Annotated in this window: 19 protein-coding genes; 16 read left to right on the forward strand and 3 right to left on the reverse strand. The window is 64.0% G+C overall.

The features are described 5' to 3' along the window. Positions 1-21: 21 nt before the first annotated feature. The 3 genes from JEY66_RS09300 to dctP all read right to left on the reverse strand — a co-directional run bounded on the left by JEY66_RS09300 (position 22) and on the right by dctP (position 2951). Positions 22-1305, reverse strand: a complete 1284-nt coding sequence (locus JEY66_RS09300; protein ID WP_016844191.1) for a TRAP transporter large permease — start codon at positions 1303-1305, stop codon at positions 22-24. Between the two features lie 110 nt (positions 1306-1415). Further along, positions 1416-1919: a TRAP transporter small permease gene (locus tag JEY66_RS09305; RefSeq protein WP_016844192.1), complete on the reverse strand. Its 504-nt coding sequence runs from the start codon at positions 1917-1919 to the stop codon at positions 1416-1418. A 9-nt stretch (positions 1920-1928) separates the two neighbouring features. Further along, entirely contained in the window at positions 1929-2951 is a 1023-nt protein-coding gene (gene dctP, locus JEY66_RS09310; RefSeq protein WP_018273487.1) for a TRAP transporter substrate-binding protein DctP, read from the reverse strand. 378 nt (positions 2952-3329) lie between these two features. On the opposite strand from dctP, the gene JEY66_RS09315 reads away from it, so the two are divergent. From JEY66_RS09315 to JEY66_RS09390, 16 genes are all read left to right on the forward strand, one after another. Further along, a complete protein-coding gene (locus tag JEY66_RS09315; RefSeq protein ID WP_085964861.1) occupies positions 3330-4517 on the forward strand; it encodes an ABC transporter substrate-binding protein in 1188 nt (395 codons plus the stop codon). A 10-nt stretch (positions 4518-4527) separates the two neighbouring features. Beyond that, positions 4528-5394 (forward strand): branched-chain amino acid ABC transporter permease, encoded by an 867-nt coding sequence (locus tag JEY66_RS09320; RefSeq protein ID WP_018273486.1) that lies wholly within the window; start codon positions 4528-4530, stop codon positions 5392-5394. Positions 5395-5398: 4 nt separating this feature from the next. Next, on the forward strand, positions 5399-6436 hold the full coding sequence (locus JEY66_RS09325) for a branched-chain amino acid ABC transporter permease (RefSeq protein ID WP_016844196.1): 1038 nt from the start codon (positions 5399-5401) through the stop codon (positions 6434-6436). After that, on the forward strand, positions 6433-7191 hold the full coding sequence (locus JEY66_RS09330) for an ABC transporter ATP-binding protein (RefSeq protein ID WP_016844197.1): 759 nt from the start codon (positions 6433-6435) through the stop codon (positions 7189-7191). The genes JEY66_RS09325 and JEY66_RS09330 overlap by 4 nt, the downstream gene beginning before the upstream one ends. After that, entirely contained in the window at positions 7191-7883 is a 693-nt protein-coding gene (locus JEY66_RS09335; RefSeq protein WP_016844198.1) for an ABC transporter ATP-binding protein, read from the forward strand. Before JEY66_RS09330 ends, JEY66_RS09335 begins: the two co-directional genes overlap by 1 nt. Then, complete coding sequence (locus tag JEY66_RS09340) at positions 7883-9277, forward strand: MmgE/PrpD family protein (RefSeq protein WP_016844199.1); 1395 nt, start codon at positions 7883-7885, stop codon at positions 9275-9277. The genes JEY66_RS09335 and JEY66_RS09340 overlap by 1 nt, the downstream gene beginning before the upstream one ends. Further along, entirely contained in the window at positions 9274-10083 is an 810-nt protein-coding gene (locus JEY66_RS09345; protein WP_016844200.1) for an SDR family NAD(P)-dependent oxidoreductase, read from the forward strand. The genes JEY66_RS09340 and JEY66_RS09345 overlap by 4 nt, the downstream gene beginning before the upstream one ends. A 79-nt stretch (positions 10084-10162) precedes the next feature. Continuing rightward, the gene (locus JEY66_RS09350) at positions 10163-11326 is read left to right on the forward strand and encodes a CaiB/BaiF CoA transferase family protein (protein WP_016844201.1); all 1164 of its coding nucleotides are present in this window, start codon (positions 10163-10165) and stop codon (positions 11324-11326) included. After that, positions 11316-12110 carry an enoyl-CoA hydratase/isomerase family protein gene (locus JEY66_RS09355; protein ID WP_016844202.1) on the forward strand — a complete coding sequence of 265 codons (795 nt, stop codon included), beginning with the start codon at positions 11316-11318 and terminating at the stop codon, positions 12108-12110. The genes JEY66_RS09350 and JEY66_RS09355 overlap by 11 nt, the downstream gene beginning before the upstream one ends. A gap of 13 nt (positions 12111-12123) precedes the next feature. Further along, a complete protein-coding gene (locus JEY66_RS09360) occupies positions 12124-13059 on the forward strand; it encodes a hydroxymethylglutaryl-CoA lyase (RefSeq protein ID WP_016844203.1) in 936 nt (311 codons plus the stop codon). An 11-nt stretch (positions 13060-13070) separates the two neighbouring features. After that, positions 13071-14273 carry an acyl-CoA dehydrogenase family protein gene (locus JEY66_RS09365; protein WP_016844204.1) on the forward strand — a complete coding sequence of 401 codons (1203 nt, stop codon included), beginning with the start codon at positions 13071-13073 and terminating at the stop codon, positions 14271-14273. An 11-nt stretch (positions 14274-14284) separates the two neighbouring features. Continuing rightward, complete coding sequence (locus JEY66_RS09370; protein WP_016844205.1) at positions 14285-15658, forward strand: MmgE/PrpD family protein; 1374 nt, start codon at positions 14285-14287, stop codon at positions 15656-15658. Between the two features lie 8 nt (positions 15659-15666). Continuing rightward, positions 15667-16479, forward strand: a complete 813-nt coding sequence (locus JEY66_RS09375; protein WP_125459103.1) for an aspartate/glutamate racemase family protein — start codon at positions 15667-15669, stop codon at positions 16477-16479. After that, complete coding sequence (locus JEY66_RS09380; RefSeq protein ID WP_018273484.1) at positions 16476-17363, forward strand: MBL fold metallo-hydrolase; 888 nt, start codon at positions 16476-16478, stop codon at positions 17361-17363. The genes JEY66_RS09375 and JEY66_RS09380 overlap by 4 nt, the downstream gene beginning before the upstream one ends. Positions 17364-17583: 220 nt before the next feature. Then, on the forward strand, positions 17584-18591 hold the full coding sequence (locus JEY66_RS09385; protein WP_240536860.1) for a LacI family DNA-binding transcriptional regulator: 1008 nt from the start codon (positions 17584-17586) through the stop codon (positions 18589-18591). Between the two features lie 55 nt (positions 18592-18646). Beyond that, entirely contained in the window at positions 18647-19843 is a 1197-nt protein-coding gene (locus JEY66_RS09390) for an NADH:flavin oxidoreductase/NADH oxidase (protein ID WP_240536861.1), read from the forward strand. Positions 19844-19859: the final 16 nt, after the last annotated feature.

A 19859-nucleotide genomic window follows, 5' to 3' on the forward strand; every position in this document is an offset into this window, starting at 1 on the left:
CCGTCGTGACCATCCGCGATGCTAACCCGCGCCATAGACCAGATTGGGTAGCCAAAGCGAAAGCTGCGGGACATAGGTGATGATCGCAAGGCACAGCAGCAGCAGACCGAGGAACGGCAGAACGCCGCGCACCACTTCGGTAACCGGCGCCGTCGAAATCGTGGCCAGCACGTAGAGGTTCAGTCCGACCGGGGGATGAACCAGCGCGATCTCCATGTTGTGGGTGAAGACGATCGCGAAATGGACGGGATCGATTCCGAGCGGTTTCAGCGCTGGCGCAAGGATCGGCATCACCACCAGCAGCGTGGCGGCGACCTCGAGGAAGCATCCGAGCACGAGCAGCAGCACGTTGATCGCGAGCAGGAATTGCCAGGGATGAAGCTGGTTGTCGAGCGTGAACTTCACCAGCGACGCCGGAATGCCCGAGTCCGTCATCCAGTGGCCGAACGCCAAGGCGGTCGCGACGATGATCATGATCGTCGCGGCGCTCTTGATTGCCTCGGCGATCACCTCGAGCGTCTGGCTGACCTTAAAGCCGCGATAGAAGAACAGGCTGACGAGAAGCGCCACCGTGGCCGAAACCGCGGCGGCTTCGGTGACCGTCATCAGGCCGCCGTAGATTCCGACCATCACGATGAAAGGCACGCAAAGGGCGGGCAGGGCATTGAGGCTCATCCGCACCAGTTCGACGCGTGGCACGGCCGGCTCGCGCGGCAGCTCGTATTTGTGCGAGTAGTAGAACACCCAGCCGAAGAACATCGCTGCCTGCAGCAGCCCGGGCATGATGCCGGCCAGGAACAGGCGCGGCACGGACTGCTCTGCGATCAGCCCGTAAAGAATCAGCGACAGGCTGGGAGGAATCACGATGCCGATCGTGCCGGAAGCGCCGACCACGCCAAGCGCAAAATGACGGGGATAGCCGCGCTCGATCATCGCCGGCACCAGAATGGTGCCCATGGCGAGCGCGGTCGCAACTGAGGAGCCGCAGATCGCGGCAAATAGGGTGCATGACACCACCGTCACGAGACCGAGCGCGCCCCGCAATCGTCCGAACCAGGCGATCGCGACATCGACCAGCGCCTTGGCGACGCCGCCGCGCCGCATGAATGCGGCGGCCATCACGAACAGCGGCAAGGCCATCAGTGTGCTGGAATTCATTTCATCGGCGATCTTCTGTGCGATCGCTACCAGAGGCTGGTCGCTGAAACCGAACAGGACTGCCGCGCAGAGACCCAACACCAGAAAGATCGGCATTCCCGCGCAGAGCAGCCCGAAGAACATCAGCAGGAAAAGCATCGTCCACATCGTGTCGGTCTCGTTGTTGCTGGACCTGAAGCGTCCCGATGCGGGACCACGACGGTCAGTTTACCGATGGCAGATCGGTCATTAAGACGGCTGACGTCGCCGCCGATCGCTCAGTGATCGTGAACGGCGATGACCATGGTGGCGGGATCGAAGCGGAAGACGAGCAAATAAAGCTTGATGAGGTAGCGCAACAGCATCAGCACGGCGCCGGTCAGGATGGCCGAGTAGTAGATCCACATCGGGAATTCGAGGCCCGTGATGCTGCGCTCGTCGAGGCTGCGGGCGACGTCGGCAACCTGGAAGCCGAAATAGGCCAGGCCGCCACAAAACAAGATCGCGACACAGCAGTTGAATGCCTCGACCCATCTTTGCCCTTGCGGCGGCAACAGTCGCAGGACGACGTCGGGCCTGACATGCCCATCGGTCCGGACCAACTGGCTCGACGCCAGAAACACCGCCCAGACCGTCAGATAGACCACTACCTCCTCGCCATTGATGAAAGCGAAGTTCTTGTTCACGTAACGGCCGATGACCTGAAAGGTCCCGACCGTCAGCGCGGCGGCGCCGAGAACTCCTATCAAGAGGAGTTCAAGCCTGTTCCAGACCTTCATCATGGGTGGCAATCAATGGCCGATGGTCGTTACATCCGCCTGCACCTGCTGCAGCAAGGCGGGCGAAATCCGCAACTCCTTCGCGATGCCGTCCTGCAAAGGCAGCATCTTGGCGCGGACCTCAGCGAGCGCGCTCTCGGACGGCGAAACGAACACGACGCCGTTCTTCTCCAGCGTGTGGCGCGCCTCGGTCTGAGCTTCTTCCATGCTCTTGCGGTAGGCATGGATGTTCTCCTGCCAGAGGTCGATGACCAGCTTCTGGAGATCCGGCGGCAGCTTCCTGTAGAAGCTCTCGCTGATCATCGGCACGTAGAACCCGACGAATTCGCGATCCGCAAAGCCATATTTCACGCCGGATTCCCAGAGCTTTGCGCTGGCAAGGCTTTCATCGGTCGAGCTCAGCCCGTCGAACGTGCCTTGCGACAGCGCCAGCGGAACGTCCGGCCATGCCGTCACGTTCGGTGACGCGCCGAAGAATTTGGCGCGTGCCGACTGTCCCGCGCCGCCGGAGTTGCGGATCTTCATGCCGGCCTGGTCGGCGAAGTCGCGGATCGGCTTGTTGGTGCTGTAGGTGTTTTGATATCCGAGCTGCAGCCAGGGGCCGAGCAATTTGACATCGAGCTTGCTCTCGAATTGCTTGTTGATGATCTCGCCGATCTTGCCGTCGGCAGCAGCATAGACGACCGGGTAGGGCTGCCCGAAAAATGCCGGCAGCTGGAAGACGTCTGCATCGGGGACGAAGCCGGTCAGCACCCAGGTGCCGGGGATCGCCATCTCGACGGCGCCCTGACGCAGCGCCTTCACCACGTCGCGGTCGCGAAACAACTGGCCGCTGTGGAACAGCTCGGTCGTGATCCGGCCGCCTGATTTTTCCTGCAGCTTCTTCAGGTAGTCGGCGGCGGACAATGTCCGTCCGTGTGTCGCCGACGTGTCCACCGAAGCCCGCAGCTTGAACTGAGGTTCGGCTGCTAGCGCTCCCTGGCTGCACTGAATCGCAAGCACGGCAAGCACGGCCGTCACGGCGCCCCGCATCATCGAGTTTCTCCCCTTGGCCGTCGTCTTCTGTCCGCGACGGGTCACGGAAGCTAACGGGCAGGCCAAGCTGATTCAAGTGGAACGTTTCATTGCGAAGGTGTGTCAGTAGCAGTGCATCGTTTCCGAATTCTAACGGATCGTTCAATCGATATGGCAACATACTGTTATTATTTATATTTATTTCCTATCCGGAACGGTGGTTCATCTCAAGCATAGCTGATCTGCCCCATTTTTAATGAAACGTTTCATTGACAAGGCGACCTCCGCGCGCCTAGCGTCCCGGCGCCGAGCGATACGCGCGGCCCCGGAGCGGAACGCTTCGGGTTTCCACGCAACAAGTGGACGGCGCATGAGCCGCAACAAATTACGGGGGGAGTGATGAGCACTACGCGGAGAGATCTGCTGTTGTCCGGCATCGCCGTCGGCGCTGCGCTTGCCAGTTCGAATGTTTCGGTGATGGCGGCGGGACAGGAATTGACGCTCGGCGTCGTCGGCGTCCTGTCGGGTCCCGCTGCGCAATGGGGCCTCGCGCTGCGCGGCGCGGTCGAACTCGTCGCTGCCGAGGCCAACCGGGACGGCCTGATCAAGATCGACGGGGCGCCATGCAAGGTCAACGTCGTTGCCATCGACAGCAAGTATACGGCCGAAGGCGCCGCCGCTGCGGCCAACACGCTGGCAGGGCAGGGCGTTAAATTCATCATCGGCCCGATCGGCTCGCCCGAGCTCACCGGCGTGAAGCCGATCGCCAAGCGCAATTCGATGCTGGTGATGGGCAACGGCTACGCCAAGGATGCGCTGTCGCCGCAGTTGCCGCTGGTCTTCCACATGGGGCCGGGGCCTTCGGGCTGGGCCGAGCCGATCATCAAGATCGCCAAGCAGAAGTTCGGCATGAAGAGCGTGGTGCTGGTCGCGCCGAACGACCAGGGTGGCACGGATATCGCGAGCGTCGACGCCGACGCATACAAGAGAACCGGCATCACAGCTTCCGAAGAATATTATCAGCGTGGCACCACCAATTTCGCGCCGATCGTGACCCGGATCATGAACGCGAAGCCCGATGCCGTCGATCTCGCTTCATCGCCCCCTGGCGACGCCGGCATCATCGTGAAGCAATTGCGTCAGGCTGGCTTTGAGGGACCGATCGGACGTCTCGGCGGTCCGGGATACACCGAAATCTCCCGCGTCGCCGGTGGCGATGAGGTGCTGAAGGACTTCTATTGGTACGAACCGGTTCTCATCGACGAGAAAGTGCAAATGATCGCCGACGAGTACAAGAAACTGCTCGGTGCCGATCGGCCGGAAAACAATCTGTTCTTTCAGTGGGTCTCCGCCGCCCGCATGGTAACCAAGGCAATCGCCAAGGCCGGTACCATCTCGGACACGGCCAAGGTTGCTGAAGCCCTGCGATCTTTGCCGGTCGAGGATCCCAATATCGGTCCCGGTCACTGGATCGGGCAGGATTTCTTCGGCATCAACCAGGAACTGTCGTTCCCGTTTGGCGTCGGACTCGTGGAAAAAGGCAAGCTGCAACCGACCATCAGGGTCGAAGCGGCCGGCGGCAAGTAGCGGGTACTCCGTGCAAGGTTTTGTCGCCACCAGCCTCATCGGCATCAGCCTGGGTGCGCAGTACGCGCTGCTCGCCCTCGGCTTCACCCTGATCTTCGGCATTCTCGGAGTCGTCAATTTCGCGCATGGCGGCTTCTACGTTCTCGGAGGATATCTCGCCTATTCCGCGGTGACCTATCTCGGCATGCCTTACGCGCTGGCGGTGATCTGCGCGGCGCTGGGTACCACGGTGCTCGGATTCCTGTTCGAGCGCTTCGTGCTGGATCGCGTGATTGACGATCATCTGGCGACGCTGATGCTGACGCTCGGCCTCTATCTGATGATGTCGAGCGGCATATTGGTGGTGTTCGGGCCGCAATCTCCGGCCTTCGCGTTTCCATTGACCGGTGTCATTCATGGCCATGGATTCTTTGTGCCGATTGAGAATCTCGTGGTGCTGGGCGTCTGCATCATCGGGATCCTGTCGATTTACGGCCTGATCTATTACACCGATTTCGGCCGCGCTCTGCGTGCGATGGCCGATGACCGCGCGGTTGCGACGGCGCAGGGACTGCGTCCCGCGATTCTGTTCCCGGCCGCCTTCGCTCTGGCGACCGGGCTCGCCGGCCTCACCGGCGCGCTGGTAACACCGATCCTGTCGCTCGCGCCGCATATCGGCGATCCCGTGCTGGCGACGTCCTTCCTGATCGTCATCCTCGGCGGTCTTGGCAGCGTCGGTGGTGCGACGGTCGCGGCCTTCATTGTCGGCATGGCGGAGGCGTTCTCGGCGGTCTATCTCGGCGGCTCGAAGGGCGCGCTCGCGCTGTTCGTGCTCGTCCTGGTCATGCTGGTGGTCAAGCCATCCGGCCTGTTCGGTCACCGGGTTCGGGGAGCTTGAGCACATGACAGCCCACTCGCTCTCCAAGCGCGGCGACCTGGCCGAGGCGGCAAGCGTCGTGGTCATCGCGGCCGCCTTCGCAGTCCCCTGGCTCAGCCAGAACCCGATGGTCTATTCGCTGGCCAACCAGATGCTGATCGCGATTACGGCTGCCTTCAGCGTCTACATCATGCTGCGCATGAATCTGATGACCTTCGCCGTGCCGACCTTCATGGCGATCGGCGGTTACACCGTCGCGATCCTGGGGCTTCGTCACGGCGTGACCGACGTGCTGTTGCTGGGGCTTGCCAGCTTCGTGGTGCCGGCGCTGTTTGCGCTGCCGCTCGGTGCGCTGGTGCTCCGTCTGACCGGCGTCTATTTCGTGCTGGTCACGTTCGTCCTCACCGAGATCACGCAACTGTTGTTGTTCGAAACGCCGGGATTGACCGGTGGGTCCAATGGACTGGTCGGCATGCCGGCGGTGACGCTGTTCGGGCTGGAACTCGCCGACAACCGCGCGGTGCTTCAGGTCACGATCGGCCTGGCGCTCACCGGTGCCATCGTCACCGCTGCGGTGACCCGTACGCTTCGCCAGCACTTCGCGGCGATCGAAGAGAACGAACTCCTTGCCCAGAGTCTCGGCCTCGTTGTTTGGCACTACAAGGCGTTCGGCTTCGCCATCGCGGCGGGTGTGTCCGGGCTCGCTGGCTTCGCTCTCGTCAACATGCTGCTCACCGCCCATCCGACCTCGTTCAGCGCGCTGTCATCGGTCAACTACATTGCCTACGCGATCATCGGGGGAAAGAGCAGCATGCTTGGCCCGGTTGTCGGCGGCGCCCTGCTGATCTGGGCGGGAGACGTCTTCGCATTGCGCGGGGAGTATTCTCAGTTCCTGTTCGGCTTCCTGATCGTGGTCGTGGTGCTGGTCGCGCGCGAGGGCATCGTCGGGACGATCCATCGCCTTGGTGTCCGTGTGTTTTCCCCGCCGCTGCCGTCGCGGTCTTCCACCGTCGCCTCGTCGCCGACGCTGAGCGTGCCCAATGCGATGGAGCCGCTGCAATGACGGCTGAATGCACCGAACGTACCGACGGCGGCGCGCTGCTCGAGGTCGCTGCCATCTCCAAGCGGTTTGGCGGGCTGCATGTCTTCGACAATGTCAGCTTCGCCATCCCGCCAGGCGACGTCCTTGGCGTCATCGGACCAAACGGCGCCGGCAAGACCACGCTCATCAACGTCATTTGCGGCATGCTGCCGCCGACTACCGGCCGGGTGCGGCTCGACGGCAAGGACATGACGGACAAGCCGCTCCATGCCGTCAGTCGCATGGGAATTATCCGCAGCTTCCAACAAACCAACACCTTCCGTACGGCATCGGTCCGCGAGAACATTTCTCGGGCCCTTCGCTTCAGCGGCAGCGGGCCCGGATGGGAGAGCGTCGCGCCGCTGATTGACGAGTTCGAGCTTGAACCGCAGCTCGATGAGCAGAGCGACAAGCTGCCGTACGGGCTTCAGAAGATGCTGGGCCTCATTCTGGCCTGCGCAGCTCGGCCGAAAGTCTTGCTGCTCGACGAGCCGGCGGCCGGTCTCGAGCGGCGGGAGCGCCTACGGGTCGATGCTTTCGTGCGCCACGTAAGGACTGAGCTCGGTTGCGGGGTCCTGATCGTCGAGCATGACATGGATCTCGTGCGCCGCCTCTGTCCAAGAATACTGGTTCTCGATTCCGGTCGTGTCCTGGCCGAGGGCGCTCCGGCCGAAGTCCTGGCACGCAAGGATGTCATCGATGCCTATCTCGGGTCGGTGGACGAGGAGGCGGCCTGATGCTGGCGGTGAAAGACCTCGAAGTCCGCTATGGCGGCATCACGGCGATCCGCGGTGTCTCGATCGACGTCGCCGAGGGTGAGACGGTCCTGCTGATCGGCGCCAATGGTGCCGGCAAGTCGAGCCTGATCAACGCCGTCATCGGTCTGGTCAAGGCCTCGCATGGCAGCGTGCGCTTCGCGGGCCACGATCTCAGCGCCGTATCCTGCGATGGCCGCGCCCGGGCGGGAATGGGTTATTCGCCCGAAGGCCGCCGCGTATTCGCGACCATGTCGGTCGCTGACAATGTCCTGAGCGGCGCCTGCTGGCACGGCGGGGCGGCCCAGCGCGAAGCTTGGGCTTGGCTCTGTGGCATCTTTCCGATCCTGAAGGAGCGCGCCAGCCAGCCGGCCGGACAATTGTCGGGGGGACAACAGCAGATCGTCGCCCTGGCGCGCGCCATGAGCTCGTTTCCCAAGCTGCTGCTGCTGGATGAGCCCTTTCTCGGGCTCGCGCCGGTGTGGATCGCGCAGATCAGTGAGGCGATCCACCATTTGCAACGGCGCGGCACGACCATTCTCATGACCGAGCAGATGGCGCGTCCGGCGCTCAAGCTTGCCACACGCGGCTACGTGATGCGCGGTGGCGAGGTCAGGCGGAGCGGCACCGTTGCCGAAATTCGCGACGTTGCGCTTGCCGAGGAGTATTTGTGATGTCCGCTACGTTGACCGCCACTGCGGCGCTCGGGACCTTCGTCGCAACGACGTCGGCGAGCGAACTGTCCCCGGATGTCGCCACGAAGGCAGCCATTTGCCTGCTCGACTCGCTGGGGCTCGCGCTCGCGGCGCGGCACGAGCCGACGGCCGCGGCCGCGCGTGCGATGGCCGCGGAGGTGCTGCCTGGACCGCGCACCGCGCGCATCTGGGCGAGCGGCAAACATGCCGCGCTGTCCGAGGCGGTTCTCGCCAATGGCATTGCCGTTCACGCCCATTTTCAGGACGATACCGACCACGATTCATGGACGCACCCGGGATCCCTGATCGCGCCGGTCGCGGTGGCGCTTGGCGAAGCGCTGGATGCGCCGCTGCGCACCGTACTGACCGCTCTCACGGTCGGCTATTCCGCGCTCAAATGGCTTGGTGCGGGTGAAGTCGTTGCCCGCGGCCTGATCGGCCGGGGCGTGCGGACCAGCCCGACCTTCGGCACGATCGGCGCCGCGGCGGCGGCGGCAGCCGCACTTGGGCTCGATCCACCGAGGTCCACCAGTGCGGTTGCCATCGCGGCCTGCACGACCGGCGGCACGCTGGAGCCGGTGCGCTGCGGCTCCGACGAATGGCGCGTACAGAACGGGCGCGCCGCCCAGGGTGGGCTGGTTGCCGCGGAGCTTGCGGCGCGCGGCGTCCAGGGGGCGCCCGATGCGCTGGAAGGACCGAAGGGATTGTTGCGCTCGCTTGCCGGCCTCGATCACACGCCAGAACAATGGCAGCGAGGCCCCGATGTCGCGACGATGATCGGCATCATGGCAAAACCGTTCGCAACCCTGGGCGACAACATGTCGGCGGTGCTGGCGGCGCATATGCTTCACCGCGACGGCATCGATCTGTCGCAGGTGAAGCGGATCACCGTGACGATCTGGGAGCCCTATACGCAATATCCGGGAACGTCCTTCAAGGGGCCGTTCACGCGGACGGTGCAGACCCAGGCCAGCACCGCCTTTGCGGTCGCCGCCATGCTGCGCTACGGCCGCCTCGACTACGAGATGGGCGTCGAGCATCGCCAGGACCGGGAGATCATGACACTCGTCGAAAAGACGATCGTCGAGCCGGACGCGATCGGTACCCATCTCGACGCGACCGTCGAGTTGGAGATCGAAAATGGTGGGCGTCTTCGCCGGACTGCGCGCGAGGCGCCCAAGGTTCTGGTGTTCCAGGACGAAGTCCGCGCCACCGAGGTTTTTGATAGCCGCCTGGCCGGCACCGGAATTCCGGCCGGCGAAGGCGCCAGCCTTGCGGCCGAGGTTTTCGCCTCGGCACGTAGCGGCGGATCGATGCCTGTGCGCAGGCTGCTCGACCGCCTGACCCGATCTCAAAGGGATGCGATCAAATGAAACTTGGACTTGAAGGCAAGACGGCGATCGTCACCGGCGGCAGCAAGGGCATTGGTCTCGAGACCGTACGCTTGCTGGCGGAGGAGGGTGTCAAGGTTCTGGTCTGCGCGCGCCGCGAGGACGCGCTGGCCGAATGTCGTTCTGACGTCGAGCGGAGCACCGGCGTCAAGGTCGAAACGCTGTCGCTTGATGTGACGGATCTGAAGCAGATCGAGCGGCTGCCGGCGCTCGCCCGCGATCGCCTCGGCCGCGTCGACATCCTGGTCAACAATGCCGGCACCGGCACCTACAAGCCGTTCCTCGAAGTCACCGACGAGGAATTGCAATACGGCATGGCGATCAATTTCTTCGCTCAGTTCCGTATCTGTCAGCGCATCATCCCGATCATGATCGAGCAGAACGGCGGCAGCATCGTCAACGTGTCGGGCGAAACCGGGATCATGGTGACGATGCCGCCGTTCCTGTCGTCATGCACCGGTCCGGCCAAGTCGGCCGAAATCCGCTTCTCCAAGATTCTCGCCAACGAATTCGGGCCGCACAACATTCGCGTCAACTGCGTCGTTCCCGGTTTTGTCAATACTCCGGAACGTTTTGCAAAATGGGAGCGCGAGCTCGCCAAGCGCAATCTGGGCGAAGAGGAGGCGGAAGCCGAACGCAAGCGCTGGTCGGAAAATAACTCGATGCGCAACACGCGCTGGGGCACGCCGGAGGAACTCGCCAATTTGATCGTCTTCGCGCTGTCCGACCGCGCGAGCTTCGTCAACGGCGCGGTGCTGGTTGCCGACAATGCGCAGGACAAGTCGTGAAAACGACGCCGCTCGACATGATGAATCGATTGATGACAACAGGAACGGCGGCGGGCCTTGCGGCGGCCGGGAGGATTTGATGGACGTTGACAAGCCGCTCGCTGGTATCACCGTGGTTGAACTCGGACACAGCGTGGCCGCCCCCTATGCCGGATTGATTCTGGCCGATCTCGGCGCCCGTGTGATCAAGGTCGAAAATCCCAAGAGCGGCGATTATGCGCGTGGCTGGGGGCCGCCGTTCTGGAACGGAACGGCAAGTGTGTTCCATAGTCTCAATCGCGGCAAGGAAGGCATCACCGTCGATTTCGGTGCAGCGGAAGATTGCGAGAAGCTGAAGTCGCTGATCCTGAACGAGGCCGATGCCGTCATCCAGAATCTGCGGCCCGGCATTCTGGACAAGTTTGGTCTCACCGCGGATGCGCTCAGCGCCGCGAAGCCATCGCTGATCTGGTGCGACATCGGCGCGTTCGGCGCCAAGGGACCGCTCGCCAGCAAGCCCGGCTACGATCCGCTCGCCCAGGCGAGCACCGGCATCATGAGCGTTACCGGCGAGGGCGGTCGGCCGCCGGTGCGTGTCGGCGTCTCGCTGGTCGACATGGGCTCCGGCATGTGGGCGGTGATCGGCATGCTCGCCGCGTTGGTGGCGCGCAACAAGGGCGGTCAGGGTCGCAGCGTTGCGACCTCGCTTTACGAGACCGGGCTCGCGTGGATGACCGTTCCGCTGGCCGGCTATGCGGCGTCAGGTGAGGTGCGCAAGCCCTATGGATCGGGCACCGCGGAAATCGCGCCCTATCAGGCATTTGAGGCGTCCGACGGATGGCTGATGATTGCAGCCGGCAACGACAATCTGTTCCGCAAGCTGTGCGTGGCGTTGAGTCTCGAGGCGCTTGCGCATGATCCTGACTTCGCGACCAACGCGGCAAGGGTCGTCAACCGCGAACGACTGATCCCGCAAATCGCGGCCGCGGTGCGCAAGTATACGGCCGATGCGCTTGGCGGCATTCTCGACGGCGCCGGGGTTCCCAATGCACCGCTGCTGACCACCGATCAGGTTGCGGAGCATCCACAAACCCGCGCGCTCGACATGATGGTGCGATGTGCTGGCGACGATATCGATCTTGTCGGCGTTCCGCTTGCCTTCGACGGTACGCGACCACGCGCGCGCACCGCTGCGCCGGCGCTCGGCCAGCACAATGCCATTCTTCGAAAGCCTGCGAGCAAGGGAGCCATCAATGCGAACTGATTTCCAGACCATCAAGGTCGAACGGCGTGATGGCGATATCCTGCTGGTGACGTTGCACCGGCCGGAAGCGTCCAATGCGATGAACACCCAGATGGGCCTCGATCTGGTGGAACTGTTCGAGGGCTTCTCGACCGACATCGAGGGGTTGCGCGCGGTGATCCTGACCGGACACGGCGACAAGGCGTTCTGCGCCGGGGGCGATCTGAAGCAGCGCAACGGCATGACGGACGAGGCCTGGCAGGCACAGCATCTGGTCTTCGAGCGCATGCTGCGCGCTCTGCTGGGCTGTCCGATTCCCGTGATCGGCGCGATCAATGGTGCGGCCTATGGCGGCGGCTGCGAGATCGCGGCGGCGCTCGACTTTGTCTACGCCTCGACCAATGCACGCTTCGCGCTGACCGAAGTGACGCTCGGCATCATGCCAGGTGGCGGCGGCACGCAGAATCTGCCGCGCGCCGTCGGCGAGCGCCGCGCCAAGGAATTGATCCTGTCCGGCCAGCCGTTCTCGGCTGCCGAGGCCGAGCGCTGGGGGCTGGTCAATCGGGTGCTGCCGCCAGGGGAATTGCTGGAGGCGACCTTCGCCATCGCCCATCGCATCGCTGCCAATGGCCCGATCTCGGTGCGCCAGGCCAAGCAGGCGATCCATCGCGGTTTGCAGATGTCGCTCGCCGATGGCCTCGCCTTCGAGATCGAGGCCTACAACCGTCTGGTTCCGACCGCGGACCGGCGCGAAGGCGTGCTGGCGTTCAACGAGCGCCGCAAACCCAACTTTCAAGGCAAGTAGGAGGAAGCGCGAAATGCGTGAGAAAGCTCATGTTCGCGAGGTCGGACCCCGCGACGGCATCCAGATGGTCAAAACCATCTTGCCGAGCGCGCGCAAGCTGGCCTGGTGCCGCGGCGCAGTGGAGGCCGGAATCCGCGAGATCGAGGTGACCTCGTTCGTGCCGGCCAAGGTGATCCCGCAATTTGCCGACGCGGAGGAGGTGGCCCGCGGCGCGCTGGCGATGCCGGGCTTGCGGCCGTCGGTTCTGGTTCCGAATCTGAAGGGGGCCGAGCGCGCCTTCGCGCTCGGTGTGCCAATCGTCAACTATGTGCTGTCGGCGAGCGAGGAGCACAACCAGGCCAATGTTCGCCGCAGTACCGAGGAGTCGCTGCAAGACTTCGCGCGCATCGCCGCGGCGCGCGATCAGCGCCCCGGAGCACGAATCGGACTTGGTGCGGGCATCGCGACCGCGTTCGGCTGCACCATCTCGGGGGCGGTATCGGAGGCACGAGTGGTCGAGATCGCGGTGCGGCTCGCCGGTATGGGCGCCGACGAGATCATCGTCGCCGATACGGTCGGCTATGGCGATCCGGGTCAGGTTCGCCGCTTGATGGGCGCGGTGATCGCAGCGGTGCGTCCACTGCCGGTCGCCTGCCACTTCCACGACACGCGCGGTCTCGGTCTCGCCAATGTGACGGCGGCACTGGATGCGGGTGTACGCGCGTTCGATGCATCTCTCGCCGGACTCGGCGGCTGTCCGTTCGCACCCGGCGCCACCGGCAATATCGACACCGAGGATACCGTCTTTCTGCTCGAGCAACTCGGTTTCGATACCGGCGCCGATGTCGAGCGGCTGGTTGCCTTGCGACGCGAGGTCGAGAGCTGGCTGCCCGGCGAACGGTTCTCCGGCGCGATCGCCCGCGCCGGCCTGCCCAAAACGTTCCGCGTGTCGGCCAGCGCCGCCGCCTGAAAGGATATGACATGAACTATCACGACGCCGCCCAAACCGCCGACATGGAGGTCACCGTCGCGTTGGGGGAGGATTTCTCCGACCTGCGCAACACGGTGCGGCAGATCTGCAAGGGCTTTCCGGGCGAATATTGGCGCAAGCTCGACGACCAAAGCGCCTATCCGACCGAATTCGTCGCGGCGTTGACGGAAGCGGGATTCCTCGGCGCGTTGATCCCGGAGGAATACGGAGGTTCGGGCCTGCCGCTGCGTGCAGCCGCGGTGATCCTCGAAGAGATCAATGCGAATGGCTGCAGCGCCAGTCCCGCGCATGCCCAGATGTACATCATGGGTACGTTGCTCCGTCACGGCAACGAGACCCAGAAGCGGACGTACCTGCCGGAGATCGCGGCAGGCCGGCTGCGGCTGCAGGCCTTTGGCGTGACCGAGCCCAATACCGGGTCCGATACCACCCAGCTCAAAACCCGCGCCGAGCGTCAGGGCGACGTCTATGTCGTCAACGGCCAGAAGGTCTGGACGTCGCGGGCGCTGCACTCCGACCTGATGCTGCTCCTGGCGCGCACCAGTCCGGTCGATCAGGTGAAGCGGCGCACCGACGGACTTTCGGTGTTCCTGGTCGACTTGCGTGAGGCCAAGGGCAACGGTGTCGAAATCCGCCCGATCAAGGCGATGGTCAATCACAACACGACAGAGGTGTTCATCGAGAACCTGAAAGTGCCGGTCGCCAATCTCATCGGGGAGGAAGGCAAGGGCTTTCGCTACATCCTCGACGGCATGAACGCCGAGCGGATCCTGGTCGCCTCTGAATGCGTCGGCGATGGGCGCTGGCTTCTCGGCAAGGGCGTCGCCTACGCCAATGAGCGGCGCGTCTTCGGCCGCTCGATAGGCCAGAACCAGGGCATCCAGTTTCCGCTGGCGCGCGCCTACGCCGAACTCGAAGCCGCCGACATGATGTGCCGCCGCGCCGCCGCGTTGTTCCAGGCCGGGCAGCCCTGCGGAGCAGACGCCAACATCGCCAAGCTGCTGGCGTCGGAGGCCACCTGGAAAGCGGCCGATACGACATTCCAGACCCATGGCGGATTCGCCTTTGCGCAGGAATACGACGTCGAGCGCAAATGGCGTGAGGTCCGTCTTTACCAGACAGCCCCGATCTCGACCAACATGGTGCTGGCCTATGTGGCGCAGCACGTGCTCGGTCTTCCGCGTTCCTACTGAGGAGACGACCCATGCTGGATATCACGCGTCAGACGGCGAATTTTGTAGCCGGCCTCAAGCTGTCCGATCTGTCCGGCCGCTGCCGCGAGGCGGCGCGGACCGGCATCATCGACTGCGTCGGCGTCATGATCGCTGGCGCCGCCGAGCAGCCGGTGCGGATCGTGTCGGCGATGGTGGCCGCGTCCACCCAGAACGATGGCGCGCCCGAGGTTCCGTCGGGCCGCAATCTCGCGGCGCCAGATGCCGCGCTCGTCAACGGCGTCGCGGCGCATGTGCTCGACTATGACGACGTGGCGCTCGCCGGACACCCGAGCACCGTGCTGGTGCCCGCCATCCTGGCCGAAGGGTGGTCGCTCGACTCCAGCGGCGCCGACGCGCTCGCCGCCTATGCCGCGGGCTACGAAGTCTGGGCGCAGGTCATTGCGCTGGAGCCCGGTCACCTCCATGAGCGCGGCTTTCATCCGACGGCCGTGATGGGCGCGCTCGCCACCGCGGCCGCCTGTGCGCGGCTGCGCAATCTCGACTCCACGAAGACCGCGCATGCCATCGCGATCGCCGCCTCGCTCGCCTCCGGACTGGTTGCCAATTTCGGCACCATGACCAAATCGCTGCATGCCGGCCGCACCGCCCAATCCGGCGTGCTTGCCGCGCGCCTCGCCGATCAGGGATTTACCGCATCGCTGGACGTGCTCGAGCACCAAACCGGCTTCCTGCGTGCCCATTCGCCCTCGGGCACGCCGGAGATCGAAAACGGCACGATCGATATCGGCCGCAACTGGCGGCTTGCCGATCTCGGCATCAATGTGAAGCGCTATCCGACCTGCTATGCGACCCATCGTTCGATCGATGCGATGATTGACCTGGTGAAAGCGCACAAGCTCAAACCCGACGACGTGAAGGAAATTCGGGTCCACACCGGCGTCACCCAAAGGCTGATGTTGCGCAACACCAATCCCCAGACCGGTCTCGAGGCCAAGTTCAGCATGGAATTCGCGATGACCGCCGCGCTGATCGCCGGCCGCGTCGGGCTGTCCGAGCTCACCGATGAGTTCGTCTCGCGGCCCGACGTCGGCGCCACCTTCGCCAAGGTCCGTTGCACGACAACCGATGAAATCATGCCGGGAGATCAGCCGTTCGCGCCGGACGACCGCGTCAGCGTCGTGTTGGCGTCGGGCGAGGTGCTTGAGCACGCGCCGGTGGTTCATGCCAAGGGCAGCTGGCAGCGCCCGCTTTCGCGCGACGAACTGCAGGATAAGTTCATGGACTGCGCGACCCGGGTGTTCAAGCAAGGCCAGGCCGCAGCACTGTTCGAGCAGCTCTGGAATATCGAGGATCTCGGGTCGATCCGTTCGCTGCGCCTGACCAACGACCGGGGCGACGCATGAGCGCGGCAATGCCTGGGAAGGGATCGACGCCGCGTATCTGGCACCAGTCGGTCAACGAGCTCGATCACCTCGAAGTCTACAAGCGTGCGCTCGAGGCCCATGCGGCGGAAATCCTTGGCGATGACGCCGAGGTCGTCGTTCACGGGCTTCCGTCCGGATCATACGCCGGCGCTTCGGCCACTGCGGTGCTCGGCAATGCATTCGCCTATCACCGCATTCTCAGCCGGGTGATCGACAATGCGATCATGGCCGAGCGGCAGGGTTATGATGCCTTCGTGATAGGCTCGTTCAGCGAACCGTTTCTGCGTGAGATCCGCTCCGCGGTGGATATTCCCGTCGCCTCGCTGACCGAGAGTGGTCTTCTGGTCGGCTGCTCGCTTGGCAGCTATGTGGCATTGATCTCCAATGCGCCGGCGGTGCAGTGGATGACCAAGGTTGCGGTCGACAAGCACAAGCTCGCGGCGCGTGTGCTCGAGGTCGCGGCGATGGATCCGCCGCTCGACGAGCCGCAGCTGGCGCGTGCTTACGCCGATCCGGCTCCGGTCATCGCAAATTTCAGGGCCGCGGCCGAGCGCCTGGTGGCGCGAGGGGCCGATGTCATCATTCCGGCGGAAGGCGTGCTGGCGGAACTCCTGGTTCGTCACGGCGTCCACCGCATTGCCGGCGCTCCCGTGATGGACGTGTTTGCCGTCACCTGGGCCTATGCGCTGATGCAGATCAGGCTCTGGTCGAAGGCACAACTTGGCGTGGGCCGGAGCTGGCACCACAGGCGCGACGATGCAGCGATCGTTGCAAGATTTTGGCAAGGGGACGCACAATGAGCACTTCAGCCTCAACGCAAGTCGCAGGCGTCTATCACCGCAGACTTGGCGACGCGCTCGTCACCGGCCTCAGCGACGGTTATGTCGACATGGGATACACGATCTTTCGCAATATCCCCGAGGAGGAAACCAAGGCCATTCTGGCGCGCGATCACCGCACCTCGCCGCCGCTCATCTCGGTCAACGCCTTTGCCGTGCGCATGGACAGTCGGACCTACCTGATCGACTGCGGATCAGCGGATCTGATGGGGCCGACCTGCGGTCGCCTGCCGGAAAATCTCGCTGCCGCCGGCATCGATCCGGCCTCGGTCGACGCGGTGCTGCTGACCCATGTCCATCCCGACCATTCCAACGGGCTGACCGATGCCGCGACCGGAACGCGCCTGTTTCCCAACGCGGAAATCATCGTCCATGAGAACGAGATCAATCACTGGTTCAACGACGAGGCGATGGCCAAGGCGGCCGAGCGGCCCCGGCGCCGCTATTTCGAGGCCGGCCGCACCCAGCTGAAGCCCTATATGGCTGCCGATCGCGTCAAGACTTTCCGGAAGGGCGAGGTGCTCCCGGGCGTCACGGCGATCCCGATCCACGGTCATACCCCCGGCCACGCCGCCTATGTCGTATCGCGCGGCGGCGAATCAATGGTGGTTTGGGGTGACACGGTCCATGTGCCGGAGATCCAGGTTGCACGTCCGGAAGTGACGATGGAATTCGACACCGACCCCGAGGCCGCTGCGGCCGCTCGTCAGATGATGTTCGACATGGTTGTCACTGACGACATGCTGGTCGGCGGTATGCATCTGCATTTCCCCGGGTTCGGACATATGCGGCGCGAGGCAGGCCGATACAGCCTGGTGGCGGAGCAGTGGGCGTTCGAAGTATGAGCCGCAATATCATCGAAGCCGACGCCATCTGATCGGTCCGGAACAAGGAGGGGAGGCCAGGCCGTTTGGATCACGGTGGAGAAATGCACAAATCATTTGCCTTCGGCCAGCGGATAGCACCTGCGGCCGAATTGGCTTCCGCGTAATGTGCAGGGGATTGAGATCTCAGCCCCCGGTGATTGTGATGGCAGAACAGCAAACGGCAGGTCGCGGAAGCAAATTGACGATTCGCGACGTGGCGACCGCAGCGGGCGTTTCGACCGGCACGGTGTCGCGGGTGCTCAATGCCAATGCCACCGTCCATCCCGACATCCGCCGGAAGGTCCAGCGCGCAATCGATGATCTGGGCTATACGCCGAACGCGGTGGCGCAGAGCATGCGCATCCGGTCGACCCACACGATCGGCTGCATCTTGCGTGAGATCAACATTCCGCAACTCGCGGGCTTCGTCAAAGCCGCGCACGACGTGCTGGACGAGGTCGGCTTCTCGCTGCTCATCTCCAACTCGGAAGGCCGCAAGGAGCGTGAGCGAGAGCTGCTCAGCCGGCTGTCGCGGCGGCAGGCCGACGGCGTGATGATGGGGCCATACACGCCGGTCGCCGGCGAGTTCGAGTCCTTCCTGCGCGATCTCGATATTCCGATCGTGCTGATCGATCGTGATCAGCCGGATTGGACTGATGCCGTTATGGCCGATCACGCCGAAGGGATGCGTGTCGCGGTCAGTCATTTGCTCGATCTTGGTCATCGGCGCGTGGCGCTGATCACCGGCGACGCCGGGCTCTATCCGGCGCGCGAACGCGTTCGCGGCTATCAGGAGGCTTTTGCCGCGCGAAATCTCGAGCCTGATCCTTCGCTCGTTCACGCCGGGAGCTTCCTGCCCGGTGCGGGATTTCGTATCACCTCGGCATTGCTCGGCCAGCGCAACCCTCCGACCGCGATCATTTCCGGCGGCATCGACATGCTGTCTGGCGTGCTGCGCGCGGTGCGCGGGCGAGGCCTGCGGATACCGGAGGACGTGTCGCTGATCGCGTCAGGCCATTCCGAGCTTGCTGAGCTCGTCTCGCCGGCGGTCGCCATCATCGGCTGGGATCAGGCGGAGGTTGGCCGGATTGCGGCCGGCATGCTGCTCGATCGCATCCGAAACGACGGTCCGCACGAGCCGCGGCGCGTGCTCGTGCCCAACGAGTTCATTCCGCGCGCATCGCTGGGACCCCCAAGACGTACCTGAAGAATTGCCGTCCATGGCACGACCGGACGGCCATAGCATGCAAGGAGACAGTTCCATGAGTGGCGAAATGATCAACGGCAAAGAAGACGAGCGGCCGATGCTGTTCCAGCCACTCACGATTCGAGGCCTTACGCTGAAGAACCGCCTCGTTGTGCCGCCGATGGTCCATTACAGCTGCGAACCGGGAAATACCTGCGGAGCGTTTCATCTCGTACATCTTGGTCGCTATGCGCTGGGCGGCTTCGGGCTCGTCTTCGTCGAAGTGACGGCGGTGGAGGAAGTCGGACTCACGAACGAAAACGACCTTGGCATCTGGAATGATGAGCAGGCCGAGAGCTTCAAGCCGCTGGTCGCCTTCATGAAGCGTCAGGGGACGGCGATCGGCATCCAGATCGGCCATGGCGGCCGCAAGTCGTCGGCACAGTCGGCCATGCAGGGCATGGGGCCGCTGACCGAGGAGAATCTGAAAGCCGGCGCCAGGATCTGGCAGCCGGTCGGCCCGACCGCCGAGCCGGTTGCCAAGGGTTGGTTGACGCCACGGCAATTGACCACCGCCGAATGCAAGGCCATGGTCGGCACCTGGGCAGCCGCTGCAAGGCGGGCGGTTGCCGCCGGCTTCGACACCATCGAGATCCACACCGCGCACGGCTATCTGCTGGCCTCGTTCCTGTCGCCGGTCTCCAACACACGCAATGACGAATATGGCGGCGACCGCGCCGGGCGCATGCGGCTGCCGCTCGAGATCGTCGAGGCGGTGCGCCGCGAAATGCCGGCCGACATGCCGCTGTTCGTGCGCGTCTCGTCCGTCGACGGCACCGTCGAGGGCTGGAACATGGATGATACGGTCGCCTTCGCGCACGAGCTGAAGGCGCGCGGCGTCGACGTCGTCGACTGTTCCTCCGGCGGAATCTCCGGCGCGGCTACGGCAGCGCAAGTGCCCCGCAGCCTCGGCTTCCAGGTTCCTTTTGCCGAGCGCGTGCGCAAGGAGGCGGATATCACCACCATGGCCGTCGGCATCATTCTCGAGGCGCAGCAGGCCGAGGCCATCCTTCAGAAAGGCCAGGCCGACCTTATTGCCGTCGGGCGGCAGTCGCAGTTCAATCCCAACATCGCCCACCACTGGGCGCACGATCTCGGCATCAACAGCCGTTTCGAAGATTGGTCGCCGGAGTTCGGCTGGTGGCTCGAGAAGCGGATCAAGACTCTCCAGGGTTTTGCCACGCCGACGGGTGTCGTTACGCGCCACTCTTGAATGGCGCCACACACAC

This window comes from Bradyrhizobium elkanii USDA 76, assembly GCF_023278185.1.
In the GTDB taxonomy this organism is placed as follows: Bacteria; Pseudomonadota; Alphaproteobacteria; order Rhizobiales; family Xanthobacteraceae; genus Bradyrhizobium; species Bradyrhizobium elkanii.

What these genes read in the sequence shown, in the direction of transcription:
- JEY66_RS09300 (WP_016844191.1), bottom strand. Translation starts at nt 1,305, where the DNA reads ATGTGGACGATGCTTTTCCTGCTGATGTTCTTCGGGCTGCTCTGCGCG.
- JEY66_RS09305 (WP_016844192.1), bottom strand. Translation starts at nt 1,919, where the DNA reads ATGATGAAGGTCTGGAACAGGCTTGAACTCCTCTTGATAGGAGTTCTC.
- dctP (WP_018273487.1), bottom strand. Translation starts at nt 2,951, where the DNA reads ATGATGCGGGGCGCCGTGACGGCCGTGCTTGCCGTGCTTGCGATTCAG.
- JEY66_RS09315 (WP_085964861.1), top strand. Translation starts at nt 3,330, where the DNA reads ATGAGCACTACGCGGAGAGATCTGCTGTTGTCCGGCATCGCCGTCGGC.
- JEY66_RS09325 (WP_016844196.1), top strand. Translation starts at nt 5,399, where the DNA reads ATGACAGCCCACTCGCTCTCCAAGCGCGGCGACCTGGCCGAGGCGGCA.
- JEY66_RS09330 (WP_016844197.1), top strand. Translation starts at nt 6,433, where the DNA reads ATGACGGCTGAATGCACCGAACGTACCGACGGCGGCGCGCTGCTCGAG.
- JEY66_RS09335 (WP_016844198.1), top strand. Translation starts at nt 7,191, where the DNA reads ATGCTGGCGGTGAAAGACCTCGAAGTCCGCTATGGCGGCATCACGGCG.
- JEY66_RS09340 (WP_016844199.1), top strand. Translation starts at nt 7,883, where the DNA reads ATGTCCGCTACGTTGACCGCCACTGCGGCGCTCGGGACCTTCGTCGCA.
- JEY66_RS09345 (WP_016844200.1), top strand. Translation starts at nt 9,274, where the DNA reads ATGAAACTTGGACTTGAAGGCAAGACGGCGATCGTCACCGGCGGCAGC.
- JEY66_RS09350 (WP_016844201.1), top strand. Translation starts at nt 10,163, where the DNA reads ATGGACGTTGACAAGCCGCTCGCTGGTATCACCGTGGTTGAACTCGGA.
- JEY66_RS09355 (WP_016844202.1), top strand. Translation starts at nt 11,316, where the DNA reads ATGCGAACTGATTTCCAGACCATCAAGGTCGAACGGCGTGATGGCGAT.
- JEY66_RS09360 (WP_016844203.1), top strand. Translation starts at nt 12,124, where the DNA reads ATGCGTGAGAAAGCTCATGTTCGCGAGGTCGGACCCCGCGACGGCATC.
- JEY66_RS09365 (WP_016844204.1), top strand. Translation starts at nt 13,071, where the DNA reads ATGAACTATCACGACGCCGCCCAAACCGCCGACATGGAGGTCACCGTC.
- JEY66_RS09370 (WP_016844205.1), top strand. Translation starts at nt 14,285, where the DNA reads ATGCTGGATATCACGCGTCAGACGGCGAATTTTGTAGCCGGCCTCAAG.
- JEY66_RS09375 (WP_125459103.1), top strand. Translation starts at nt 15,667, where the DNA reads ATGCCTGGGAAGGGATCGACGCCGCGTATCTGGCACCAGTCGGTCAAC.
- JEY66_RS09380 (WP_018273484.1), top strand. Translation starts at nt 16,476, where the DNA reads ATGAGCACTTCAGCCTCAACGCAAGTCGCAGGCGTCTATCACCGCAGA.
- JEY66_RS09390 (WP_240536861.1), top strand. Translation starts at nt 18,647, where the DNA reads ATGAGTGGCGAAATGATCAACGGCAAAGAAGACGAGCGGCCGATGCTG.